The following is a 22939-nucleotide window of genomic DNA, read 5'->3' as shown; positions in this document are numbered from 1 at the left end:
AGTTCGCAGACTGCTCCCAGCCCGGCCGACGGTCCATCGCACATTCTCGTAGTCGACAACTTCGACGAACAGGATCTGCGATGACTGCCCAACTCGACCGACCGGCCGCGATGCCTCCGTCGCACGCCCGCCAGCCGTCCTGGCAGGACAGGTGGTGGTATCGCCGCCGGCACCTGCTCGGGCTGCTGGTTCTGCTCGCGGCCACGGCAACGCTGTACCTGTGGAACCTGACGGCAAGTGGCTACGCGAACACCTTCTACGCCGCTGCGGTGCAGGCAGGAACCAAGGACTGGACGGCGTGGTTCTTCGGATCGCTCGATTCCGAGAACTTCATCACCGTGGACAAGCCGCCGGCCGCACTGTGGGTGATGGGACTGTCGGCTCGGGTCTTCGGATTCTCGAGCTTCAGCCTGCTTCTTCCCCAGGCGCTGATGGGTGTTGCCTCGGTGGCGACGGTGTATGCCGCGGTCAAACGCGTCGCGAACCCCACGGCTGGTTTGCTCGCCGGCTTCGCCTTGGCGTCTGTTCCTGCGGCGGCGTTGATGTTCGACTTCGACAACCCCGACGCGCTGCTCGTCCTTCTCATGACACTCGGCGGCTACTTCGTCGTGCGGTCTCTGCAGACTTCGGCCGGGCGTCGGGCTGCGATGTGGCTCGCGTTGGCCGGTGTGGCGCTCGGGTTCGCGTTCCTCACCAAGATGTTGCAGGGATTGTTGGTGCTGCCCGCGTTCGGGTTCACTTATCTCGTTGCGGGACAAGCGCAGTTGCGGGCCCGGTTGCTGCATCTCGTCGGCGCGTTCGCAGCGCTGATCGTCGCTGCGGGGTGGTGGGTGTTGACGGTTCAGTTGTGGCCGGAGAGTGCCCGACCGTACATCGGCGGATCCACCGACAACACCGTGATGGATCTGGTGCTCGGGTACAACGGGCTGGGCCGAATTTTCGGTAACACCGGCGGTGGCGGGATGGAGGCTCCGGCCGGAATGAGTGCCGGGGCAGCCGGGTCCAGCTTCGGCGGCTCGACCGGTCTGGACCGACTGTTCGGCAGCGAGATGGGAATCCAGATCTCCTGGCTCATCCCGGCGGCCCTGGTGGCGCTGGTCTTCGGGTTGATCGCTCGTGGCCGAGCACCACGTACCGACCTTCTCCGTGCCTCGCTGATTCTGTGGGGCGGCTGGTTCCTGGTGACAGCGCTGATCTTCAGCTTCATGTCCGGAACGATCCACCCGTACTACACCGTCGCGCTCGCCCCTGCACTCGCGGGCATGATCGGAACCGGCGGCTACGCGCTGTGGCTTCGACGCGAATCGATGTGGGGCAGAGCCGGTATGGCCACCATGATGGTTGCTGCCGGTGCCTGGAGCTGGGTGTTGTTGCACCGCAACGCGGACTGGCTGCCGGCACTGAAATGGATCCTGTTGGTGGGAACAATCGTCGCTGCTGTGATGATTCTGTTCGCGGGGCGGTACCGAAAGCTCACCGCCGCTGCGTTGATCCTCGGAGCCGTGGCCGGTCTCGGCGGCGGCGCGTCGTATGCCATCGCTACGACGACGAACGCGCACAGTGGTTCCATCCCCACTGCAGGTCCGACCGGTGCAGTCAGCGACGGAGGCCTGGGTGGAATGCCAGGCGGCGGTATGCCTGGTGGTGGGATGCCGGGCGATGCCATGCCGAGTGGTGGAATGCCGAGTGGTGGAATGCCGACGGGAGCGATGCCGGGTGATGCTGCTCCGAATGATGCTGTGCCGAATGATGCTGTGCCGAATGATGCTGTGCTGGGCGGTGATGCGGCCATGCCTGCCGATGCGGCCGATCTTCCGGCCGGCTTCGCCACCGGTGACGGCGGCACAGGCGGCATGCCCAGCATGGGTGGCATGGGCGGTGAGACCGACGAGGAGTTGACGGCTCTGCTCGAATCCACGACCACGAGGTGGTCCGCTGCGGTGAACGGTTCGATGTCCGCAGCCGGATACGAGTTGTCGTCCGATACGGCCGTCATGGCCATCGGCGGGTGGAGCGGTGATCCTGCGCCGTCGCTCGACGAGTTCATCGAGTACGTCTCCAACCACGAAGTGACGTACTACGTGTCCGGAGGCATGGGTGGCGGTATGGCTCGTGGAGGAATGGGCGGCGACTCGGAGAGTACGTCCTCACAGATCCAGGAGTGGGTCGAGGCGAACTTCACGGCGACCACGGTCGGCAGCGCGACGGTGTACGACCTGAGTACCTACGCAGGCTGACACCCACGAACGACCACGCACAGTTGTTCCGCCGCAGACATACTCGACTGCGGCGGAACACCTGTGTGCACGCCCGGGCCCGGTCAGAAGGGCGGTGGCTCGTCCTCGGGTGCCCAGGCGGGCACCGGGGTCGGTTGTGGCTGCGCTGGCTGTTGAGTCGACGAATCACGCTGACGTGCCGCCCCTTTCGGTTTCGGATGGACCGTCGGTAGGTGGTCGAAGTCCGCGAGTTGTGTCGTGCCGGGAACCGTGATCGCGGTGGTGCCGGCGTTCGAGAGCCAGAACTCGACACCGTCGGCGAGCATGACGGGAGTCCACAGGCCCATGGTCTTGAGGCTGTGGTGGTAGCGGCACAGGCAGTGCAGGTTGGTGTCGATGGTCCAGCCTCCCGTCGAGGGGTCGCGATGGAGATACGGCACGATGTGGTCGATCTCGCATTGCTGGGCCGGGACATCGCAGCCCGGGTGTCGACAGGTTCGGTCGCGGTACCGAATACGTTCTGCGAGTGCAGTAGTGGGCCGATAGACGAGCGCTCCGGGTGGTGGCTGTACCAGGCCGCCGTGCCCGTCCGGGTGCAGCGCGAGCCCGAGCGCGGGATCTGCTGCGATTGCCGCTTCGAGTTCGGCAACGAACGTGTAGGTGCCGCGATACGGGGTTGCGACACAGCTGTTTCGCGGTGATTGTGTGGACTTCGGGGCTTGCGGGGGCCGAGGAACAGAACCGCCGACACGGCGACGACTGCGCCCGAGCGGATGGAACACCACATGCGACCTGCTGCCCTCGGACCGGCTGTTCTTTGTCCTACGTGCCGTCGATCCTCGGGGCTTCTTTCGGCCACCTCTCGATTCGCCGTGGTTCTTCCTACCGCTGCCGCTGTCGGTCCTGTTGTCGACAGCCTTGTCTTCCTTACCTGCGTCATTCTCGGTGTCGGTGTCGGTGTCGGTGTCGGTGTCGGTGTAGGTATCGGTCTCGCGATCGATGAGTGATTCCAGGTCGTCGCCGTAGCCGAGTTTCTCGGCGAGGTTGCGTGCCTCGGTGAGGAGGATCTGCCAGTGCGCGTTGTCGGCGAGTTCTCGGGCGTATTCGGCATCGATGGTGCCGTGCCCGGACAGGTGCGCTGGATTGGACAGCAGACCGGCGAGCGTGGCGAGGTCGACCGTGATCACGGTCAGCGGCGCACGCCGATCCGGGCGTGAGGTATCGGCCGTGCACGGATTGTCCTCGTCGGGCTCGCACAAGCATGCTATCGACGACTCCTGATGCAGCAGAGCAACATACGCGGCTGCGCGCTTCTGCCCTTTGTTTCGCGGATCGCGTCGGCACACGGTAGCGGCCATCTCGTTGATGAGTTGCCAGGCCGCGGCGGCGTCCGCCGCGGTGAGGTCGGCCTTCAGCGTCGACAGCACATCTTTGTCGGTGTATGTGACGTTGGTGTGCCGTTCCAAGTCCTTGCGTAGAGCGGCAGCCTGTTCGGGAGCGATTCGAAACATGATCGACCAGATTTCCGTCGCCAGCGGGCCGGGTGACAGGCGTCTTGCGGCGTACAGGACCTCGCTTTGGACGGCCGTCGCCGCGTCCTGAGTCAGGTTGTGGGTGCAGCGGTATATCGCGCGGACGCGGGGTAGGTCGAGTTCGCCGGCCTCGAATGCGTCCGCGACGGCGGGAAGTCGCAGTCGAAGGTCCATTCCGACCTCGGCGTATGTGTTCGCAACGGTCTTCGAGCAACCCAGGACGTGCGCAATTTCGGAAGCCGCGTAGTTGCCCGCGTCCTGAATGACATCACCGACGAGGACGTTCTGATGAATGCATGTGTCCCAGATGGCGGCGGCCAGAGCGACCTTGCGAGCGCACGCCTGATTTTCCAGAATCGCGACATCTCGAATCTCGGCCAACGAAGCAGGCTCGATGTACGGCTTCGCTTGCGGCCCGAGATAGGCCGCGAACCGACTGCGCGTCGATGTGGTCACTGTGTCATCGCCCCCGGCAAGTGTTCTCAAACAGTGTAGAACGTGTGTTCGACTGTAATGGAACGTGGCTCGTCCGTCAACGCCAATATCGTTGCAGCGAAACGGAATCGACGTATGAGTGCCCATACACCAACCCACCGACATGTTGCACGTCCAAGTGCGGCGCTCGGGGAGTCAGGGCGAGTCGTGCATCAGCGCGGCGACGTAGAGCAGCACCGAATCGCTTCCGGGCAAGGTCGTGAATCCGGTGAGCTTGTCGATCTTGACTAGCCGGTAGGTGAGAGTGTTTCGGTGCAGGTGAAGTCTTTCCGCCGTCTTGCTTGCGTTGAATCCGCATTCGCCCCATGTCATCAGGGTTCGCTTCAGTACTTCCCAGTCCGGGGCGTGAACGATGTCGCCCAGCACCGTGTCGACCAATCGGCGACGGGTGCTGTCGGGAACGGCCCGAACGGCGTGCAACAGACGCATCCGGTCGATGTCGTGGATGTGTCGTTCGGGAAAGACCTGCCGCCCGAGCTCGAGTGCGTCACGTGCGTCCCGGGCCGACGCGTTCAATCGAGCGACGCCGGACGCGCTCGGCCCCACCCCGACCGAAATCGACCATGCGTTGGCCTTGCCCCGCTCGACGAGCGTCTGCCAGCGACGGCCGTCGTCGGTGTCGGTTCCCACCGGAGGCATCACGGCGACGATGTTTCGGGAAAGTCTGCCGGCAATTTCCTGCGAGGTTTCGGCTGTGTGTCGAATCCATTCCAGCACAACGGTAGTGGGGTCGACGTCTGCGCGCTTGCCGACCTCGGTTGCCGGTGAGGTGTTGTCGGTCTCGACCAGAAACACACGGCGCGGAATGCCGATGTCGAAGGACAGTGCAGCAGCTCGATTCTCGACACTCTGCATGGACACGTCACTACGGTGCCAGTCGAAGACGTCACGCAGAAAGTCTTCGACGGCGCGCTGGCGGGAGACCCTTGTTCCGATACGGCTGGCCTCGCTCATGAGGATTTCCGTCTGACGCTTGACTATCTGCCCGAATTGCTCGACCAGCTCGGGAGCTCCGGACAGACCTACGGTTCCGACCACTCGACCATCGAGGGTCAACGGAAGTGTGGTGCCGGGGAGGCTGCCCTGCAGGCTTCGTACGTCGGCGCTCGAGTGACTGCGTGTGCTGTTGGTTTCTATGACCACGATCGACGCCTCGTGGAATTGGCCGACGCGTCCCCGCTCGCCGCTGCCGAGGACGATCCCGGTGGCGTCGGTGATCAGCACGTTGTGCCCGATGATCTCGGTGATGTCCACTGCGATCTGCTGCGCCAGCTCGGTACTGAGCACGACGAACTCCCGTCCGATTGACTTCGACGTGACGCCGAAGCTGGGGCATGTGTGCAACTTGCCCAAGAATATAGACGTACGGGAGCTGATGCTGGGCTTTTTGATGAAGACCCGAATGCGTGCTCCGTCATACGATTTTTCCATCGCCGACGGAGGAGAAGTCATGCAAGTATTGGATTGGATTGCGGTAGCCGGGTATTTCCTGGTGCTGATCGTGGTCGGTGTGCAGACCATGAAAAAGGTCTCGAATGCCGATGATTTCGCGGTTGCCGGCAATCGTATTGTCTGGCCGGTCTTCTTCGGCAGCCTCGCTGCTGCCTTTCTCGGCGGCGGCGCATCGTTGGGTGTCGCCGGGGCGACGATGCGCGACGGGTACGTCTACATGTTCGCCTTCTGCGCCTTCGGAATACAGACCGTACTGGTGGGACTCTTCGTCGCACCCAAGCTCAAACGCTACCGGGGTGCACACACGCTCGGTGACGTGATGCATTCGCACTACGGCAAGCCCGCACGCGTCATCACGGGTGGATTGTCGATCGTGTTGTGCACCGGAATTCTGGGCGCGCAGGCATTGGCGATCGGTACCGTTGTCAACGCAACGCTCGATGTGCCGCCGACACTGGCGATCGTTCTGGGTATGGGCGTGACCGTCCTCTATTCCGCGTTCGGCGGAGCCTGGGCCGTCATTCAGACCGACCTTCTCCAGTTCGTGTTCCTCGGCGTCCTCATCCCCGTGACGTTGCTCATCGGATTGCATGCAGTGGGAGGGCCTTCGGCTCTCGTCGACGCCCTTCCATCCGACCACCTGACACTGATGGGTGACTACAGCGTCATGAAGTTCGTCGGTTTGTTCGCGGCCCTGCTGCTCGGTGAGACGTTGGTTCCTCCCTATGCGCAGCGCACCTTCTCGACGCCCGACTCCTCGCACGCCCGTAAGGGATTCGTCACGGCCGGTATCTTCTCGTTCTTCTTCTTCTTCATCTCGGCGTCGATCGGAGCCGTTGCATTCGTCCTCTACCCCGACATCGAGCCGGATTCGGCACTCCCGACGGTCGTGACGAACCTGATGCCGATCGGCCTTCTCGGCTTGTTGGTTGCGGCGCTCCTCGCGGTCGTGATGTCGACGGCGTCGAGCTACATCAATTCCAGCGCAGTGGTGTTCACCGACGACCTCTACCGGCCACTGGCCAAGCACGAGGCCTCGCAGCGTAAGAGGCTGAACATCGAACGAACCCTCAGCGTGGTCGTCGGCGCCGGTGCCACCATCTTCGCGCTCACCGTTCCGTCCATCGTGGACGCCCTGCTCTACAGCTACACACTCTGGGCACCGACGATGATCGTGCCACTGTTCGGAGCAGTGCTGTTCGGTGTTCGTTCCGCGCCGGCCGCGCTGTGGGGTATCTCTGCGGGTGCTGCGGTCACGGTCGTGTGGCAATGGGTACTGATGAGCCCGTTCGGTCTGGACGGTCTTCTCCCCGGGGTCGCTGCGAACTCGATCGCCTACACCGTGGCGGCGGTAGCGACGAGCAAGAAGTATCCACGACGAACTCAAACCTCGAACGAACCGATCCTCGACAACACCGGAGCGCACTGATGTTGGAAATACTTTTCTACGGAGCGCCGATTGTCGCAATTTCTGTCACTGCCTGGTGCGGCTTTCTCGGGTGGCGATTCTATTTCCAAGAAGTTCTGAAGAAAGAGGAATGACATGACCCTCGTATCCGCAAATCTCGCAGGCATCGCCGACGAGACCACGAATTACCCCGCGTATGTGCAAGATGGACGAAACATCCATGTTTCGGGTCAGGTGTCGTTCGACGACGGCGGCTCGATCGTGGGCGAGGGTGATCCGGCGAAGCAGACCGAGATCGCGATCGATCGTCTCGAACGAGTACTGCACGCCGCCGGGTCGGATCTGAACCACGTCGTCTCGACGACCGTCTACCTGACGTCGGCGGCGTACGCCGCCGAGATGAACCGGGTATGGCGCGAGCGGTTCGGGCGGCACCGTCCGGCCAGGGCCACGGTCGTTGCAGGCCTACTCGACGAGAGATTGTTGGTCGAGATCACCGCCGTGGCTGTGCATTCCGGCGCGGGTGCCGAATGAGAATCGCAATTCTCGGTGGCGGCATCATCGGTGTCACGAGCGCGTTCTATCTGGCGCGCGATGGCCACGAGGTGGTTGTCTACGACGAGCGCGATCGCGTCGCAGACGACACCACCGCCTCGACGGCAGGGTTGATAGCGCCCGGACATTCGTATGCGTGGGCGTCTCCGCAAGCACCGAAAATGTTGCTTCGATCGCTGGTCGGAGGACAAACCTCCATTCGGGTGAAGCCTCGCCTGGATCCAGCGTTGATTCGTTGGGGCCTGGCGTTCATGCGGGAATGCACGCCCGCACGCAGCCTGAAGAACACCCTCGCCAAGTACGAGCTCGCCTCCTACAGTCAGACCTTGCTCGAGAAGCTCACGGTGGAGGAGTCGCTCGAGTATCACCGAACCGACGGAGGGATCCTGTACCTCTACCGGGACGCAGCCGCCCTCAACGAGGCCAGCAGCAAAGCCGAGCTGATGCGCCGGCAGGGGAGATCGCAACGTCTGCTCACCCGGGAGCAGGCGTTCGAGGTCGACCCTGCTCTCGCCAACAGCACCGTCGACTTCGCTGGAGCTGTTCACGACGAGGACGACGGCACCGGTGACCCGGCGCTGTTCACCGTGGGATTGGCGGCGGCAGCCGAACGCCTCGGTGTCCGGTTCGAGCTGAACACGAGAATCGAGTCACTCGAGTCCGACGGCACCTCGATCGTCAGGGCTCGTACCGCTCGGGGCAGCGATATCGATGCCGACTGCTACGTGTTGGCCCTCGGGAGTGCGTCGAGCGACCTCGCTCGCACCGCAGGGCTGCGCGTTCCGGTATATCCGGCCAAGGGATACAGCCTTTCGGTCGCGATACGAGACCGGTCGCGGGCGCCGCACACAGGCGGTATCGACGAACGATCTCTGGTTGCATGGTCACCGTTCGGGTCGACACTCCGGATGTCGGCCGTCGCCGAGTTCGCCGGTTACGACAAAACCCACGCGCCCTCGAATTTCGCCGAGATACGCGCCGCCGGCGACGAGCTCTTTCCCGGGGCACTGGACTGGAGTTCGGTCGAGTATCGCTCAGGATTGCGCCCGATGACTCCGGACGGGCCTCCCATCATCGGAGCGACGCCTCGCGACAACCTGTTCGTCAACACCGGACACGGTCATGTGGGTTGGACGATGGCCTGTGGTTCGGCCGCACTGCTTACGGCAGAGCTCGGTCGACGTCCAGCCGAGATCGATGCCACACCGTATCGGTTCGACAGGTTCTCACGCCGCACTCGGAAGTCGGCGACTCGGTCGGTCCGAACCAGGTGAACGGCGACCGGTGGACGTTGCGCTCGACAAGCGTCCACCGGTGGTCGTCGGAAAGGGAAAGCCGCTCATGCGCTACCACCGACAGATATCCGGAACGCGTTGTACGTTCTCCTCGTTGGTCGAAGTCATGGCGAAGGCATCGCCTGTGCGATCCGGTGACGAGCTGGCGGGATGCGCGGCTCGCTCGGATGCCGAACGTGCTGCTGCTCGAACAATTTCACCAGCGAACTCGCTGGTTCGGAGAACTACACGATCGAGCGCGAGACGTCCTCGCGTCCCGCGACAGTCGAGTGATGTCGCCTGATCTGCCTCCGCCGCATGTCGGTCATTGGGAGTGGCAATTGGCTGCCCGGTGTCGCTCGATGCCATCCACCGTCTTCTTCCCTCCGGAAGGATTACGTGGTCCGACACTGCGGTACAGCGAACAGGCGGCCAAGGCCGTCTGCGGTCTGTGTCCCGCGTTGACCGAGTGTCGGCAATACGCCATCGACGTGCAGGAGCCACATGGCATCTGGGGCGGACTGACACCTGCCGAGCGCTCCGCACTGGCGTGAACCCGCAGGCGCGAAGCAGTTTCTCGATCCCGAGGCCGCCACCCGGCCTCATTCCGACACGAGTGCGAACCGCTCCAGGACCACCTGGGTGTCGTCGTTCACGGTGAAGTGTGGATCGCCCAGTTCCTCGCGGACCTCCGCCGACTGCCAGAATCTTTCGTGCCCGGCTCGCCACTGCGCGACGTCGACGTATTCTTCGCCCTCGTCGAGCGCGTGTTGCAGCGAAACATCGCTCAGCGCAACGATATCGACGCCTGTCGTCTCGATGACTCCGACCACGACACCCGCCGAATCCACCACCGCGCCTCGTTCGCCGACTCTCGGCAGCTCCTCGTCGGCGTACTGCACCAACAGGCTTGCTGTGCTGGTCTTCTCGCCGGAGAGAACGGCCGCGACCAGGGCATCCCGCAGGGGGCCGGGATACGCGAATTCGACAATCGGTAGATCGATCACGCACCCATCATATTTCGAGGTCGGCCCACACCAGTCGATGGTCCGAGGGATGCTCGGCCTGATTCGGCCAGTACACCTGCGAATCGATGACCATCAGGTCGTCCGAGGGCAACACGTAGTCCACCCGCAGGTCACCCGGCGTCGGATCGGCGAAATCTGCTGTGTCCGTCCCATGTTCGGCCGACGTGGGTGCCGGATCCTGAACCCGCGGAAGGTCGAGAACCTGCGCGATGGCACCGGCAACCGAATCACCGTCGACCGGATCGCTGTTCTGATCACCCAGCATGACGAACGACGCACCGTCCTCGAGCCCACCGCGCACACCGTTGTCGTCGTAGAGGTAGTCCGCGCCCGAGATGTAGTCGGCACTGAGCCTGATCTCGTCGTGGTTGCGCTTGCCGTTGCGGTCCTCGGGTCCGTCGAAGGACGGGGGAGTGGGGTGCGACGCCAGCACGTGCAGCGTCTTCCCGTCCACGTCGATCGGCACGTCCCAGTGCGATTTGCTGGACAGTCGAAGCCGGTCGGACACGTCGCCGTAGTAGTCGCGCGGCAACAGCGAATCCGGCATGTCCTTCCACAAGAAATTTTGGAACGTGCGTACCGAATCGGTCGCGATCGGATATTTCGAGTACACGACCATCCCGTACTGGCCCGGGAACTGACCGAACCCCCAGGCGTCACCCGGTCCGCCGAGTTCGCCGTCCCGGTCCAGATCGAGCCCCGAATCGACGCCGGTGTTCACGGGCGCGGTGAAGGAGTGCGGGTACTGCCCGTCGAGATAGTTGTCGTTGAACAAGGCCACTGCGTCGTCGCCCGAATAGTCGAACTCGTTGACCAGCAACACATCCGGTGAGTTCGCGGCGATCACATCGGCTGCCGCGCGAGCCTGAGCGTTCTCGCCCTGCAGGTCGGTCATCAGCTGCCCGGCTGAGGATCGATTGAGGCTGGCGTTGAACGTCGCCACCCGGATGCTCGACGGTTCGTCGGTGGCGGTGTCCGCAGAGGAGCAACCGGCAGCCATGAAGGTCAGGGTAACGGCGACGGCCGCGAGTCTCGACATTTTCACGTTCCGCACCGTAGAGACGGCAAGCGAACGTAAGGTTACGAATTAACAAGCAAGCGTGCTTGCTTTTTTCAGGACCTCCTGTGAAGCTGGGCTCATGGCAGACCTCGACCCTCTCGTCGACGACCTACGCGCCGAGGGCAACGACCTCGACGCACTCGTGGCCGAACTGACTCCGGAGCAATGGGCGGCACCGACACCGGCCGCGGGCTGGACCGTCGCGCATCAGATCGCACATCTTTCCTGGACCGATCACGTCGCGGAGCGAACTACGTCCGCAGCGTCTGGCAATATCGAGGCCAAGGAGGAGTTCGCTCACACCCTGAAGAAGGCATGGGAGAACCCCACCGGCTTCGTCGACGAGGCCGCCGAGGAAGAATCTCGTAACCCGAACCTCCTGAACGAATGGCGAACCCGACGCCACGCGATGACCGATGCTCTCGTGCAGGTGCCGTCGGGGACCAAGATCGACTGGTTCGGCCCCCCGATGAGCGCCGCGTCGATGGCCACAGCCCGGTTGATGGAGACCTGGGCGCACGGTCAGGATGTCGCCGACGCACTGGGCGTCACCCGCGTCGCCACCGACAGAATTCGCGGCGTCGCGCACATCGGCGTCCGCACAAGGGATTTCGCCTACGCCGTCAATGATCAGGCTCCGCCCACCGAACCGTTTCGCATCGAGCTCACCGCACCGTCGGGTGAGCTCTGGACGTGGGGGACCGAGAACGCTGCCCAACGCGTGAGCGGACCGGCCCTCGACTTCTGCCTCCTCGTCACCCAGCGCGCCCACCGCGACGACCTCGACATCCGCGCCGAGGGAACCGACGCCGCGCACTGGATCACCATCGCCCAAGCCTTCGCAGGCCCTCCCGGGGCCGGACGGCCACAGTCAGGACGAGAGACAGCATGACCGTACGAATCGGCAACTGTTCGGGCTTCTACGGAGACCGGCTGTCCGCGATGCGCGAGATGCTCGAGGGCGGCGAACTCGACTACCTCACGGGCGACTACCTCGCCGAGCTGACGATGCTCATTCTCGGCCGCGATCGGATGAAGGACGCGACCCGGGGCTACGCCAAAACCTTTCTGCGCCAAGCAGAGGACTGCCTCGGATTGGCACTGGACAAGGGTGTCAAGATCGTTGCCAACGCAGGCGGACTCAACCCCCGCGGCCTGGCCGAGGCATTGGAGAAGCTGGACTCCGGCGCGAAGATCGCCTACGTCGACGGCGACGACCTCCTCGGCAGAGCGGCCGAACTCGGCCTCGGCAGCCCGCTGACCGCAAATGCCTACCTCGGCGCGTGGGGCATCGTGGAATGCCTCAACTCCGGGGCGGACGTCGTCGTCACCGGGCGCGTCACCGACGCCAGTGTCATCGTCGGACCTGCGGCGGCTCACTTCGGCTGGACTGCAACCGATTACGACGCATTGGCCGGGGCTGTCGTCGCCGGGCACGTCATCGAATGCGGAACACAGGCGACGGGCGGCAACTACTCCTTCTTCACCGAGATCGCCGACATGTCTCGTCCCGGCTTCCCCATCGCCGAGATCGAGTCCGACGGATCGTCCGTCATCACCAAGCACGAGGGCACGGGCGGTGCTGTCAGCGTCGGCACCGTGACTGCCCAGTTGCTGTACGAAATCACCGGCGGCCGCTACGCGAACCCTGACGTCACCGCACGGATCGACTCAGCGATCCTGACGCAGGAATGCAGCGATCGGGTGTCCATCACCGGTGTGACCGGCGAAGCGCCGCCGCCCACCTACAAGGTCTCGCTCAATGCGCTCGGCGGCTTCCGCAACGAATTCACCATGGTGCTCACCGGACTGGACATCGAAGCCAAAGCCGCACTGGCACAGCATCAGTTCGAGTCCTGGCTCACGGCGCGGCCGACCGAGCTGGACTGGACGCTCGTTCGCACCGACAAGCCCGATGCCGAGACGGAGGAGACGGCCAGTGCTCTGCTGCGCTGCGTCGCCCGTGACAGCAACCCCGACGCCGTCGGACGTCAGTTCTCAGCGGTGGCAGTCGAACTCGCACTGGCGAGCTATCCGGGGTTCTCGGTCACCGCGCCACCCGGGAACGGAGCCCCGTACGGAGTCTTCACCGCAGGCTTCGTCGACGCAGCCGAGGTACCGCACGTCGCGCACCTGGCCGACGGCACCGAGCGCGCCGTCGCACCGTCGACCGAGACGCGGGCACTCGAGCCCCTCGCAGAACCGGCGCTACCGGCACCGCGACCGGACGAGGCGACCATCCGGCTCCCACTCGGCACCATCGCCGCGGCCCGAAGCGGAGACAAGGGCGGCAACGCCAACGTCGGAGTCTGGGTGCGCACCGACGACGAATTCGTCTGGCTCGTCCATGCATTGACGGTCGAGACCCTGAAGCAGATGCTTCCCGAGGCAGAACCGCTCACCGTCACCCGGCACGTACTGCCGAATCTGCGGGCCGTCAACTTCGTCATCGAGGGCATCCTCGGTCAGGGCGTGGCATCGCAGGCCCGATTCGATCCACAGGCCAAGGGACTGGGCGAGTGGCTGCGATCGCGGTACATCGACATCCCCGAAACCCTGGCATTCAAAGGAGACTTCACATGAGTATCTGGACGACGCCGGAGCGTCAGCAGCTTCGAAAGACCGTCCGCAGTTTCGTCGAGCAGGACATCGCTCCGCACATGAACCAGTGGGAGGCCGATGGCGAGATACCGCGTGAGCTGCACAAGAAGGCGGCCGCTCTGGGGTTGATCGGCGCAGGTTTCCCCGAGGAGGTCGGCGGCGACGGTGGAGATCTGGCCGACGCAGTCGTGATCTGCGAGGAGATGCATCAGGCCGGAGCGTCGGGTGGCCTGTTCGCGTCGTTGTTCACCAGCGGAATCGCGTTGCCGCACTTGGTTGCAGCGGGTGACGCCGACCAGATCGAGAAGTGGGTGCGGCCCACGCTGGCGGGGGAGAAGATCGGCTCGCTCGCGATCACCGAGCCGGGTGGCGGCTCCGACGTCGGCCACCTCAGGACGAGGGCGGTCAAGGACGGCGAGCACTACGTCGTCAACGGATCCAAGACCTACATCACCTCGGGGTGCCGAGCAGACTTCGTCGTCACCGCGGTCCGCACCGGAGGGGAGGGTGCAGCCGGTGTCTCGTTGCTAGTCATCGAGAAGGGCACACCCGGGTTCGAGGTAACCGGCAAGCTCGACAAGATGGGGTGGCGCGCATCGGACACCGCTGAGCTGTCGTTCGTCGACGCCCGTGTTCCCGTCGCCAACCTCGTCGGTGCCGAGAACAGTGGTTTCGCGCAGATCGCGCAGGCGTTTCTCACCGAGCGCATTGCGCTCGCGGCCCAGGCCTACGCCAGCGCGCAGCGGTGTCTCGATCTGACGCTGCAGTGGGTTCGTGATCGCGAGACCTTCGGAAAGCCGCTCATCGCACGGCAATCGGTGCAGAACACCGTCACCGAGATGGCGCGCAAGATCGACATCGCACGTGTCTACACCCGATCCCTCGTCGAGCGGTCCCTGCAGGAGAACCAGGACTTCATCGCCGAGGTGTGCTTCGCGAAGAACACCGCCGTCGAGTCGGGAGAGTGGGTCGCCAATCAGGCAGTGCAGCTTTTCGGAGGGTTGGGCTACATGCGCGAGAGCGAGGTCGAGCGGCAGTACCGCGACATGCGCATCCTCGGCATCGGCGGCGGCACCACCGAGATTCTCATCGGACTGGCAGCAAAACGATTGGGGTATCAGGCATGAGCGTGCTGAAGTCCACGCTGGACACGGCCTCGGAGCAGTTCTCCGGGAATGTCGACGCGATGAACACCAAGCTCGACGAGATCGACGCCGAGCACTCGAAGGCTCTGCTCGGCGGCGGTGAGAAGTACATCGAGCGCCACAAGAAGCGTGGCAAGCTCCTCGCCCGCGAACGCATCGAGCTGCTGATCGACGAGGACTCGGCATTTCTCGAACTGTGCCCACTCGCGGCCTGGGGCAGCGACTTTCCCGTCGGGGCCAGCACCGTCATGGGCATCGGCGTCGTCTGCGGGGTCGAGTGCCTCATCGTCGCCAACGATCCGACGGTCCGCGGCGGTGCCAGCAACCCGTGGACGCTGAAGAAGGGTTTCCGCGGCAACGACATCGCCACGCAGAACCGGCTCCCGGTGATCTCGTTGGTCGAATCCGGTGGAGCCGATCTACCGACGCAGAAGGAGGTGTTCATCCCCGGCGGTCGCATGTTCCGTGATCTGACGCAGCTCTCGGCGGCGGGCATCCCCACGATCGCGTTGGTGTTCGGTAACTCCACCGCAGGCGGGGCGTACATCCCCGGTATGTCCGATCACGTCGTCATGGTCAAGGAACGTTCCAAGGTCTTCCTCGCCGGACCGCCGCTGGTGAAGATGGCCACCGGCGAGGACTCGGACGACGAGTCGCTCGGCGGGGCCGAGATGCACGCCCGAAAGTCCGGTCTCGCAGACTACTTCGCCGTCGACGAGCAGGACGCCATCCGCATCGGACGCAGCATCGTCTCCCGATTGAACTGGAAGAAGAAGGGCCCGGAGCCTCGCGTCGAGGTGATCGAGCCTTTGGCCGACCCCGAGGATCTGCTCGGCATCGTTCCCACGGATCTGAAGATCCCGTTCGACCCGCGCGAGGTCATCGCCCGCATCGTCGACGGTTCCGATTTCGACGAGTTCAAGCCCATGTACGGCGGATCGCTGGTCACCGGATGGGCCGAGCTGCACGGATACCCGATCGGCATTCTGGCCAACGCCCGCGGTGTGCTCTTCAGTGAAGAATCGCAGAAGGCGACGCAGTTCATCCAGCTCGCGAACCGGTCCAACACCCCACTGCTGTTCCTGCACAACACCACCGGCTACATGGTCGGCAAGGAGTACGAGGAGGGCGGGATGATCAAGCACGGAGCGATGATGATCAATGCCGTGTCCAACTCCACGGTGCCGCACATCTCCATTCTGCTCGGTGCGTCGTACGGTGCCGGTCACTACGGCATGTGCGGACGGGCATTCGATCCGCGGTTCCTGTTCGCCTGGCCGTCGAGCAAATCGGCCGTCATGGGCGGCGCGCAACTCGCAGGTGTCATCTCGATCGTCGGACGCGCCGCCGCCGAGGCTCGCGGACAGGCCTTCGACGCCGAGGCCGATGCCGGAATGCGCGCGATGATCGAAGGCCAGATCGAGGCCGAGTCGATGCCGATGTTCCTCTCCGGACGCCTCTACGACGACGGCGTCATCGACCCCCGTGATACCCGCACGGTGGTGGGAATGTGCCTGTCGGCCATCGCCACCGCCCCGATCGAAGGCACCGCCAACTTCGGTGTCTTCCGGATGTGAAGCCATGACCATAACGTCCGTTCTAGTAGCCAACCGCGGCGAAATCGCCCGACGCGTCTTCACCACCTGCCGCGCCGAGGGCATCGACACGGTCGCGGTCTTCTCCGACGCCGACGCGAATGCCCCGCACGTGCGGGAGGCCGATGCGGCCGTCCGTCTGCCCGGCAACAGTTCGGCCGAGACCTACCTGCGCGGCGAGCTCGTCATCGCCGCCGCGGTACACGCCGGAGCCGACGCCGTGCACCCGGGATACGGATTCCTCTCCGAGAACGCCGATTTCGCACAGCAGGTCCAGAACGCCGGCCTGACGTGGATCGGGCCGCCCGTCAAGGCGATCGAATTGATGGGTTCGAAGGTCGAGTCCAAGAAGATGATGGCCGACGCCGGAGTGCCGGTGCTGACCCAGCTCGATCCCGAGTCGGTCACCGAGAACGAACTGCCCGTGCTGATCAAGGCCTCCGCAGGCGGAGGCGGGCGCGGCATGCGCATCGTGCGCGACCTCGACAACCTGGACTCGGAGCTCGAAGCGGCCGGGCGCGAGGCACTCTCGGCATTCGGCGACGGAACGGTGTTCGTGGAGCGCTACATCGAGACCGGCCGACACATCGAAGTGCAGGTCATGGCGGACCGATTCGGCACGGTGTGGACGGTGGGCGAGCGTGAGTGCTCGATCCAACGCAGGCATCAGAAGGTCGTCGAGGAGGCACCGTCGCCGCTCGTCGAACGTATCGACGGCATGCGCGAGAAGCTGTTCCATGCGGCGACCTTGGCCACCGAGGCCATCGGCTACGAGGGTGCAGGCACCGTCGAATTCCTCGCCGACGAGAAGGGCAACTTCTTCTTCCTGGAGATGAACACGCGCCTGCAGGTGGAGCATCCGGTCACCGAGTGCACGACCGGACTCGACCTGGTGGCCTTGCAGATCGGGGTCGCCGCGGGGGAGCGGTTGCCCGCCGAGCAGCCGGAGACCCGCGGACACTCCATCGAAGTTCGCCTCTACGCGGAGGATCCGGCTCATGACTGGCAGCCGCAGAGCGGTGCCGTGCACCGATTCGAGATCCCCGGTGCGCAGTTCGAGGTGCTGGACAAGTCCGGCATCAGAGTGGACTCCGGCGTCGAAACCGGCAGTGTGGTGGGAACGCACTACGACCCGATGCTCGCGAAGGTCATTTCGTTCGCGCCGACGCGGGATCAGGCAGCGAACTTGCTGGCGAAAGCGTTGCAGAAGGCCACCGTTCACGGTCTGAAGACCAATCGCGATCTACTGGTCAACATCCTGCGACACCCGGCGTTCCTGGCCGGGGACACCGACACCGCGTTCTTCGACACGCACGGGCTCGATGTCCTGGCTCAGCCGATCGCACAGGGCCGCGCCCAGGAGTTGTCCGCACTCGCAGCGGCATTGGCCGATGCCGCGAGCAACGTCCGGAACGCCCGCGTGAATCGCGGATTGCCAGGCGGCTGGCGCAATCTCCGGTCCCAACCGCAGCGCAAGACGTACAACGACATCACCGTCGAATATTCGATCGGACGCAGCGGACTCACCTCCTCGGTGGGAGGCGTCGAACTCGATGGCGTCGAACTGGTCGAGTACACGCCGACCTCGGTGACGCTCGACGACAACGGAATCCGTCGCATCTTCAAGGTGAGCAGCTACGGATCGGACGTGTTCGTCGATTCCGCACTGGGCCCGGTCGGGTTGATCAAGGCCCCGCGGTTCACCGATCCGACCGACGAGGTCGCGGCGGGTTCCTTGCTCGCACCGATGCCGGGCAGTGTCATCAGAATCGCTGCTGCGCAGGGCGATACCGTCACGGCCGGGCAGTCGATCCTGTGGCTCGAGGCGATGAAGATGGAACACACGGTGACCGCACCCGCGGACGGTGTGCTCACCGAACTGAACGTCACAGAAGGTCAACAGGTCGAAGTCGGCGCAGTGCTGGCCGTGGTAACCGAAGGAGCAGAACAATCATGAGTTTCATCGAGACCGAAGAGCAGAAGGGACTGCGCAACGCAGTCTCGTCATTGGGCAAGCGCTACAACTACATCGACTACGTTCTGCCCAAGGCGCGCAAGGGTGAGCCGCTGACCGAACTGTGGAACGAGGCGGGCAAGCTCGGTTTCCTCGGCGTCAATCTGCCCGAGGAGTACGGCGGCGGTGGCGCAGGCATCTACGAACTCGCGCTCGTGCAGGAAGAACTGGCCGCGCACGGTGCCGGTCTGCTGCTGGTCGTGGTCAGCCCGGCCATCTGCGGCACCATCATCGGCAAGTACGGCACGCCCGATCAGAAGCAGGAGTGGCTCACCGCCCTCGCCGACGGGTCCAAGATCATGGTCTTCGGCATCACCGAACCCGATGCCGGATCCAACTCGCACCAGATCACCACCACGGCGCGTCGCGACGGCGACGAGTGGTTGTTGAGGGGCAACAAGATCTACATCTCCGGTGTCGATCAGGCCGACGCGGTCCTCATCGTCGCGCGGACCGAAGATTCCAAGACGGGCAAGCTCAAGCCGGCCCTGTTCATCGTGCCCACCGACGCTCCGGGGCTGCAGAAGACGCAGATGGAGATGGACATCGTCGAGCCCGATCATCAGTTCGTGCTGTTCCTCGACGACGTTCGGCTTCCCGCCGAGGCGCTCGTCGGTGAGGCCGACGCCGCCCTGATGCAGTTGTTCGCGGGACTGAACCCCGAGCGCATTCTCGGTGCCGCGATGGCTGTCGGTATGGGTCGGTACGCAATCGACGCGGCAGTCAAGTACGCCAACGAGCGCACCGTCTGGAAGACGCCGATCGGAGCGCATCAGGGTCTCGCTCATCCGTTGGCGCAGTGCAAGATCGAACTCGAACTCGCCAAGCTGATGATGCAGAAGGCCGCGGTGCTCTACGACTCCGGCGACGACTTCGGCGCTGCCGAGGCGGCGAACATGGCGAAATACGCTGCGGCCGAAGCCAGTATCAAGGCGCTGGATCAGGCGATCCAGACCCACGGTGGCGCGGGCCTGAGCAGTGAGTACGGGTTGGCTGCGATGCTCGGGGCCGCCCGCATCGCCCGTGTCGCGCCAGTGAGTCGGGAGATGATACTCAACTTCGTGAGCCAGCACTCGCTCGGACTGCCGAGAAGCTACTGATGGCCGTTCTCGTCGAATCGAGCAAGGACACGGCGTATTTGACGTTGGATTCGCCGCAGAATCGGAACGCGCTGTCGTCGGTGTTGGTCGAGGAGCTGACGGCGGGACTGATCGCTGCGGCGCACGACGACGACGTCAGAACGATCGTGCTCGGCCACACCGGCACCACGTTCTGCGCCGGAGCCGACCTCCGAGAGGCCGGCTCGTCGCCGGAACTGCGCACCAGGCAGATGCTGGACCTGATGCGGTTGATCATCGACACCCCGAAACCCGTCGTCGTGCAGATCGACGGACATGTGCGGGCCGGCGGGATGGGCCTGGTCGCGGCGTGCGATATCGCGGTGGCCGGACCCCAGAGTTCGTTCGCGCTGACGGAGGTTCGCCTTGGTCTGGCCGCGTCGGTCATCTCGGTGGCCGTGCTGCCGCGACTGAGCTCCCGGGCAGCGAGTCGCTACTTTCTCACCGGGGAGACGTTCGACGGTGCCACCGCCGAGGCTATCGGTCTGGTCACCGTGGCCGACGCCGTTCCCGCGGCAGCGGTGGCCGACTACATGATCATGTTTCGGAAGTGTTCGCCGCAGGGCCTGGCCGAGTCGAAGCTCCTCACCACGGCCGCGATCCGGCGCGAGATCGACGAACGCGGGTCGGCCGTCGCCGAGCAATCGGCCAGGTTGTTTGCGTCCGACGAGGCCCGAGAGGGGATGATGTCCTTTCTGGAGAAGAGGCCACCGTCCTGGGCGGCCGAAAAATAGAGCGGTCGAGAAGTAGGTCGGCCGAGCGTCGGTAGGAGGGAGTACGGCGATGGTGATGGCGCGCGAACCCAAGCAGGACCGCAGCAGGGTCACGCGTCAGCGACTGCTCGAGGCGACGATCGATTCGCTCGCGGAGCAGGGCTGGGGTGCAACGACGGTCGGCGTGGTCGCCGAACGGGCCGGCGTGTCCCGCGGCGCGACCCAACACCACTTCCCGACGCGTGAGGACCTGATCACCGGAGCACTCGAGTACATGTTCGACACTCGGATGGACAGTGCTCGCCGCGAGGCGCAGGAGATTCCGGCGGGCCCCGGCAGGACGAAACTGGTGGTGGAGCGGCTCGTGGAGTACTACACCGGACCGATGTTCAAAGCGGCACTTCAGGTCTGGACGGCGGCATCGGCCGACCCCGAGTTGCGCGATCGGATCGTCCCTCTCGAAGAGCGGTTCGGTCGCCGTGCCCACCAGATGGCCGTCGAGAACCTCGGTGTCGACGACAACGATCCCGTCTCGCACCGTCTCGTCCAGGCGACCCTCGACCTCGCGCGTGGATTGGGTCTGGCCGATGTCCTGACCGACGACGCACGACGACGAGCCGAGGTCGTGCGCTCGTGGGCAGAGGTACTGGATGCGTCGTTGAACGCTCGGCTGTCCGCAGCTCCGGCGGGAGCGCTCTAGACCCACACGGTCTGCAGCACTGCGCAACCTGTGCTTGAGTCTGGCGGGTGACTTCCGAAATCGCACGCGTGTACCGCGGCCATATTTTTCACGTCGCAGGCTCGCCCACGGTGACGGACGCGGCAGCCGCGTTGGTGTCGATTCCCGACGGTGCGCTCGTGGTGTCGGATGAGGGAAATGTCGAGTTCTGCGGCGAGTTCGATTCTCTCCCAACCCGATTCGCGCAGGTCCCGGTGGTCGATCACCGACCGGGGTTTCTGCTGCCCGGTTTCGTCGACACCCACATTCACTTTCCGCAGACCTACGCCGGAGATTCCTACGGCGGCGGGCAACTGCTCGAATGGTTGAACACCTGCATCTTCCCGTCGGAGTCCCGCTTCGCCGATCCGGAGTTCGCTGCCGCTGCGGCCCGAGACTTCTGCGCCGCGCGCATCCGAGCCGGAACGACGCAGGCGATGGTGTTCGGATCGGCGTTCCCGCACGCGCAGGATTCGCTGTTCGCCGAGACGCTCGAGCACGGACTGCGGATCGTCAGCGGACGCGGGGTCCAGACCACCGGCCCGGCGTCGGCGCAGGCCTTGATCACCGGTGAGGACGAGGCCATCCGGCTGGTGTCCGAGGAGATCGAGAAATGGCACGCAGCCGATACCGGCGACGTCGACACGGCGATGCTGCACGTGGCCGTCGTACCGCGGTTCTCGCTGTCGGTGACGACGGAAACGCTGAAGAACCTCGGTGAGCTCTACGATTCCGTCCGCGCAAGAGGTGTCTACTTCCACACACACCTCAACGAGAACAACCGGCCGGGAACCGGAGAGATCGACGCCACCAAGAACGCCTACGGTGTGGACACGTACCTCGACACCTACGACGGCAAGTTTCTGCCGGGCTCGCAGGTCGGCGGAAAGAGCTTCCTGGGTCGGCGCACCATCCTGGCCCACGCGGTGCACTGTCAGGACGTCGAACTCGCGCGAATGGCGGAGACAGGCACCTCCGTCGCGCACTGTCCCACCTCGCAACAGTTTCTGGGCTCGGGCACGATGCCGTGGCAGCGAACCGTCGCCGCCGGGGTGAACATCGCCATCGGTTCGGACTTCGGCGGTGGTGACGAGTGGCTGCTGCCGCAGGTTCTCGCCGATGCGTTCAAGGTGCACATCTCCGAGCCGGGCGACGCGGGTCTGTCGCTGCATCCGGCCGAACTGCTGTTCACCGGAACACTCGCCGGAGCCCGAGCGCTGGACATGGAGAACCGGATCGGCAATTTCGACGCGGGCAAGGAAGCCGACTTCGTCGTGGTCGATCCGTCCGCATGGCCGCAGCTCGCGGTGGCCGTCGACCACGGTGTCCGCGCCGACGATCCCGAGCTCGCCCGCGATCAGACCCTGTTCGCGTTGCTGATGGCGATGCGCGAACCCGCCATCGTCGGCGTCTACGTCCGGGGCCGGAAGCTCGCCGCTTCGCGGTAACGTATGGCGACTCGCGTCCACAGGATCAGGAGACACACAGGTATGGCTCGTCTGACTCGATTCGGTCTACTCGCAGCTGCATTCGCGGCTGTGAGCACCATGGCCCTCGCGCCGGTCGCACAGGCCCAACCGCCTGCCGATGCGCCGTCCGCACCCATCGAGAACGCACCCGCGCCCGGACCGGTTTCTGTCCCCGTCCTGCAGATCCCCAACCTCGGCGTCACCGTCGGCGGGCTCGTCGTTCCGGATCAGTGGATCGGCACGATCGAGGTCGCGAGCACCGAGACGCCGGGACAGACCCACATCTGGGGCCGCGCCGCCGAGCCACGGATCTGCGCGTCCTACCAGAACTTCGCCAGCCTGCAGGTGGACTTCGTCAACATCGCCAACGGACGCACCGGGTCGGTGAACGCACCGATCTGCCAGCAGGGAAACGGCGTGTTCGTGCATTCGGGCCCGGTCGTCGCAGACACCGGTAGCGGACCGATTCTGTTCACCGCTCATGTTCTGGCCTCCGGCATTCTGTTCGACATTCCGGGCGTCGGCGGATTCTCGGCCCCGTAGATG

Annotated in this window: 19 protein-coding genes and 1 pseudogene; 16 read left to right on the top strand and 4 right to left on the bottom strand. The window is 64.5% G+C overall.

From position 1 onward, the window contains the following. Positions 1-80: 80 nt before the first annotated feature. The gene (locus tag CH274_RS26285; protein ID WP_179275866.1) at positions 81-2237 is read left to right on the top strand and encodes a glycosyltransferase family 39 protein; all 2157 of its coding nucleotides are present in this window, start codon (positions 81-83) and stop codon (positions 2235-2237) included. Positions 2238-2320: 83 nt separating this feature from the next. Here CH274_RS26285 and CH274_RS26280 read toward each other — a convergent pair whose 3' ends face one another. Both CH274_RS26280 and CH274_RS28975 read right to left on the bottom strand, forming a co-directional pair. Beyond that, positions 2321-4204: an HNH endonuclease signature motif containing protein gene (locus CH274_RS26280; protein WP_256993699.1), complete on the bottom strand. Its 1884-nt coding sequence runs from the start codon at positions 4202-4204 to the stop codon at positions 2321-2323. 174 nt (positions 4205-4378) lie between these two features. Next, positions 4379-5530: a CdaR family transcriptional regulator gene (locus CH274_RS28975; protein ID WP_179275865.1), complete on the bottom strand. Its 1152-nt coding sequence runs from the start codon at positions 5528-5530 to the stop codon at positions 4379-4381. A gap of 163 nt (positions 5531-5693) precedes the next feature. On the opposite strand from CH274_RS28975, the gene CH274_RS26265 reads away from it, so the two are divergent. The 5 genes and pseudogenes from CH274_RS26265 (at position 5694) to CH274_RS26245 (ending at position 9486) form a co-directional block, all read left to right on the top strand. After that, positions 5694-7124 carry a sodium:solute symporter family protein gene (locus tag CH274_RS26265; protein WP_094659589.1) on the top strand — a complete coding sequence of 477 codons (1431 nt, stop codon included), beginning with the start codon at positions 5694-5696 and terminating at the stop codon, positions 7122-7124. 114 nt (positions 7125-7238) lie between these two features. Then, positions 7239-7637 (top strand): RidA family protein, encoded by a 399-nt coding sequence (locus CH274_RS26260; RefSeq protein WP_032393997.1) that lies wholly within the window; start codon positions 7239-7241, stop codon positions 7635-7637. Then, entirely contained in the window at positions 7634-8932 is a 1299-nt protein-coding gene (locus tag CH274_RS26255; RefSeq protein WP_094659361.1) for a D-amino acid dehydrogenase, read from the top strand. The genes CH274_RS26260 and CH274_RS26255 overlap by 4 nt, the downstream gene beginning before the upstream one ends. A 67-nt stretch (positions 8933-8999) precedes the next feature. Continuing rightward, positions 9000-9140 (top strand): annotated as a pseudogene (eutB, locus tag CH274_RS29850) (ethanolamine ammonia-lyase subunit EutB); the annotation flags it as partial. Further along, on the top strand, positions 9121-9486 hold the full coding sequence (locus CH274_RS26245) for a WhiB family transcriptional regulator (RefSeq protein ID WP_306436615.1): 366 nt from the start codon (positions 9121-9123) through the stop codon (positions 9484-9486). The pseudogene eutB and the gene CH274_RS26245, both read left to right, overlap by 20 nt. Positions 9487-9534: 48 nt before the next feature. Here the strand turns inward: CH274_RS26245 and CH274_RS26240 are convergent, their stop codons facing one another. Together CH274_RS26240 and CH274_RS26235 are read right to left on the bottom strand one after the other, a co-directional pair. Next, positions 9535-9939 carry an ASCH domain-containing protein gene (locus CH274_RS26240; protein WP_094659360.1) on the bottom strand — a complete coding sequence of 135 codons (405 nt, stop codon included), beginning with the start codon at positions 9937-9939 and terminating at the stop codon, positions 9535-9537. 7 nt (positions 9940-9946) lie between these two features. Then, a complete protein-coding gene (locus CH274_RS26235; RefSeq protein WP_179275889.1) occupies positions 9947-10999 on the bottom strand; it encodes an endonuclease/exonuclease/phosphatase family protein in 1053 nt (350 codons plus the stop codon). 100 nt (positions 11000-11099) lie between these two features. Between CH274_RS26235 and CH274_RS26230 the strand changes: the two genes are divergently transcribed. The 10 genes from CH274_RS26230 to CH274_RS26185 are packed head-to-tail and all read left to right on the top strand — an operon-like array spanning position 11100 to position 22936. Next, positions 11100-11912: a TIGR03084 family metal-binding protein gene (locus tag CH274_RS26230; RefSeq protein ID WP_094659359.1), complete on the top strand. Its 813-nt coding sequence runs from the start codon at positions 11100-11102 to the stop codon at positions 11910-11912. Further along, positions 11909-13603: an acyclic terpene utilization AtuA family protein gene (locus tag CH274_RS26225; RefSeq protein WP_094659358.1), complete on the top strand. Its 1695-nt coding sequence runs from the start codon at positions 11909-11911 to the stop codon at positions 13601-13603. The genes CH274_RS26230 and CH274_RS26225 overlap by 4 nt, the downstream gene beginning before the upstream one ends. Then, complete coding sequence (locus tag CH274_RS26220) at positions 13600-14748, top strand: acyl-CoA dehydrogenase family protein (protein WP_094659357.1); 1149 nt, start codon at positions 13600-13602, stop codon at positions 14746-14748. Before CH274_RS26225 ends, CH274_RS26220 begins: the two co-directional genes overlap by 4 nt. Next, entirely contained in the window at positions 14745-16343 is a 1599-nt protein-coding gene (locus CH274_RS26215; protein ID WP_094646946.1) for an acyl-CoA carboxylase subunit beta, read from the top strand. The genes CH274_RS26220 and CH274_RS26215 overlap by 4 nt, the downstream gene beginning before the upstream one ends. 4 nt (positions 16344-16347) lie before the next feature. Further along, complete coding sequence (locus CH274_RS26210) at positions 16348-18318, top strand: ATP-binding protein (protein ID WP_094659356.1); 1971 nt, start codon at positions 16348-16350, stop codon at positions 18316-18318. After that, a complete protein-coding gene (locus CH274_RS26205; protein ID WP_094659355.1) occupies positions 18315-19475 on the top strand; it encodes an acyl-CoA dehydrogenase family protein in 1161 nt (386 codons plus the stop codon). Before CH274_RS26210 ends, CH274_RS26205 begins: the two co-directional genes overlap by 4 nt. Then, on the top strand, positions 19475-20227 hold the full coding sequence (locus tag CH274_RS26200; protein ID WP_045199092.1) for an enoyl-CoA hydratase family protein: 753 nt from the start codon (positions 19475-19477) through the stop codon (positions 20225-20227). Before CH274_RS26205 ends, CH274_RS26200 begins: the two co-directional genes overlap by 1 nt. 55 nt (positions 20228-20282) lie before the next feature. Further along, positions 20283-20906: a TetR/AcrR family transcriptional regulator gene (locus CH274_RS26195; RefSeq protein WP_032394207.1), complete on the top strand. Its 624-nt coding sequence runs from the start codon at positions 20283-20285 to the stop codon at positions 20904-20906. Positions 20907-20953: 47 nt separating this feature from the next. After that, positions 20954-22372, top strand: a complete 1419-nt coding sequence (locus CH274_RS26190; RefSeq protein WP_256993698.1) for a guanine deaminase — start codon at positions 20954-20956, stop codon at positions 22370-22372. A gap of 42 nt (positions 22373-22414) precedes the next feature. Then, on the top strand, positions 22415-22936 hold the full coding sequence (locus CH274_RS26185) for a hypothetical protein (protein WP_094659354.1): 522 nt from the start codon (positions 22415-22417) through the stop codon (positions 22934-22936). Positions 22937-22939: the final 3 nt, after the last annotated feature.

Source organism: Rhodococcus sp. 06-418-5 (genome assembly GCF_002258285.1).
Classification (GTDB): domain Bacteria; phylum Actinomycetota; class Actinomycetes; order Mycobacteriales; family Mycobacteriaceae; genus Rhodococcoides.
This window is presented reverse-complemented; position numbering and strand designations above follow the sequence as displayed.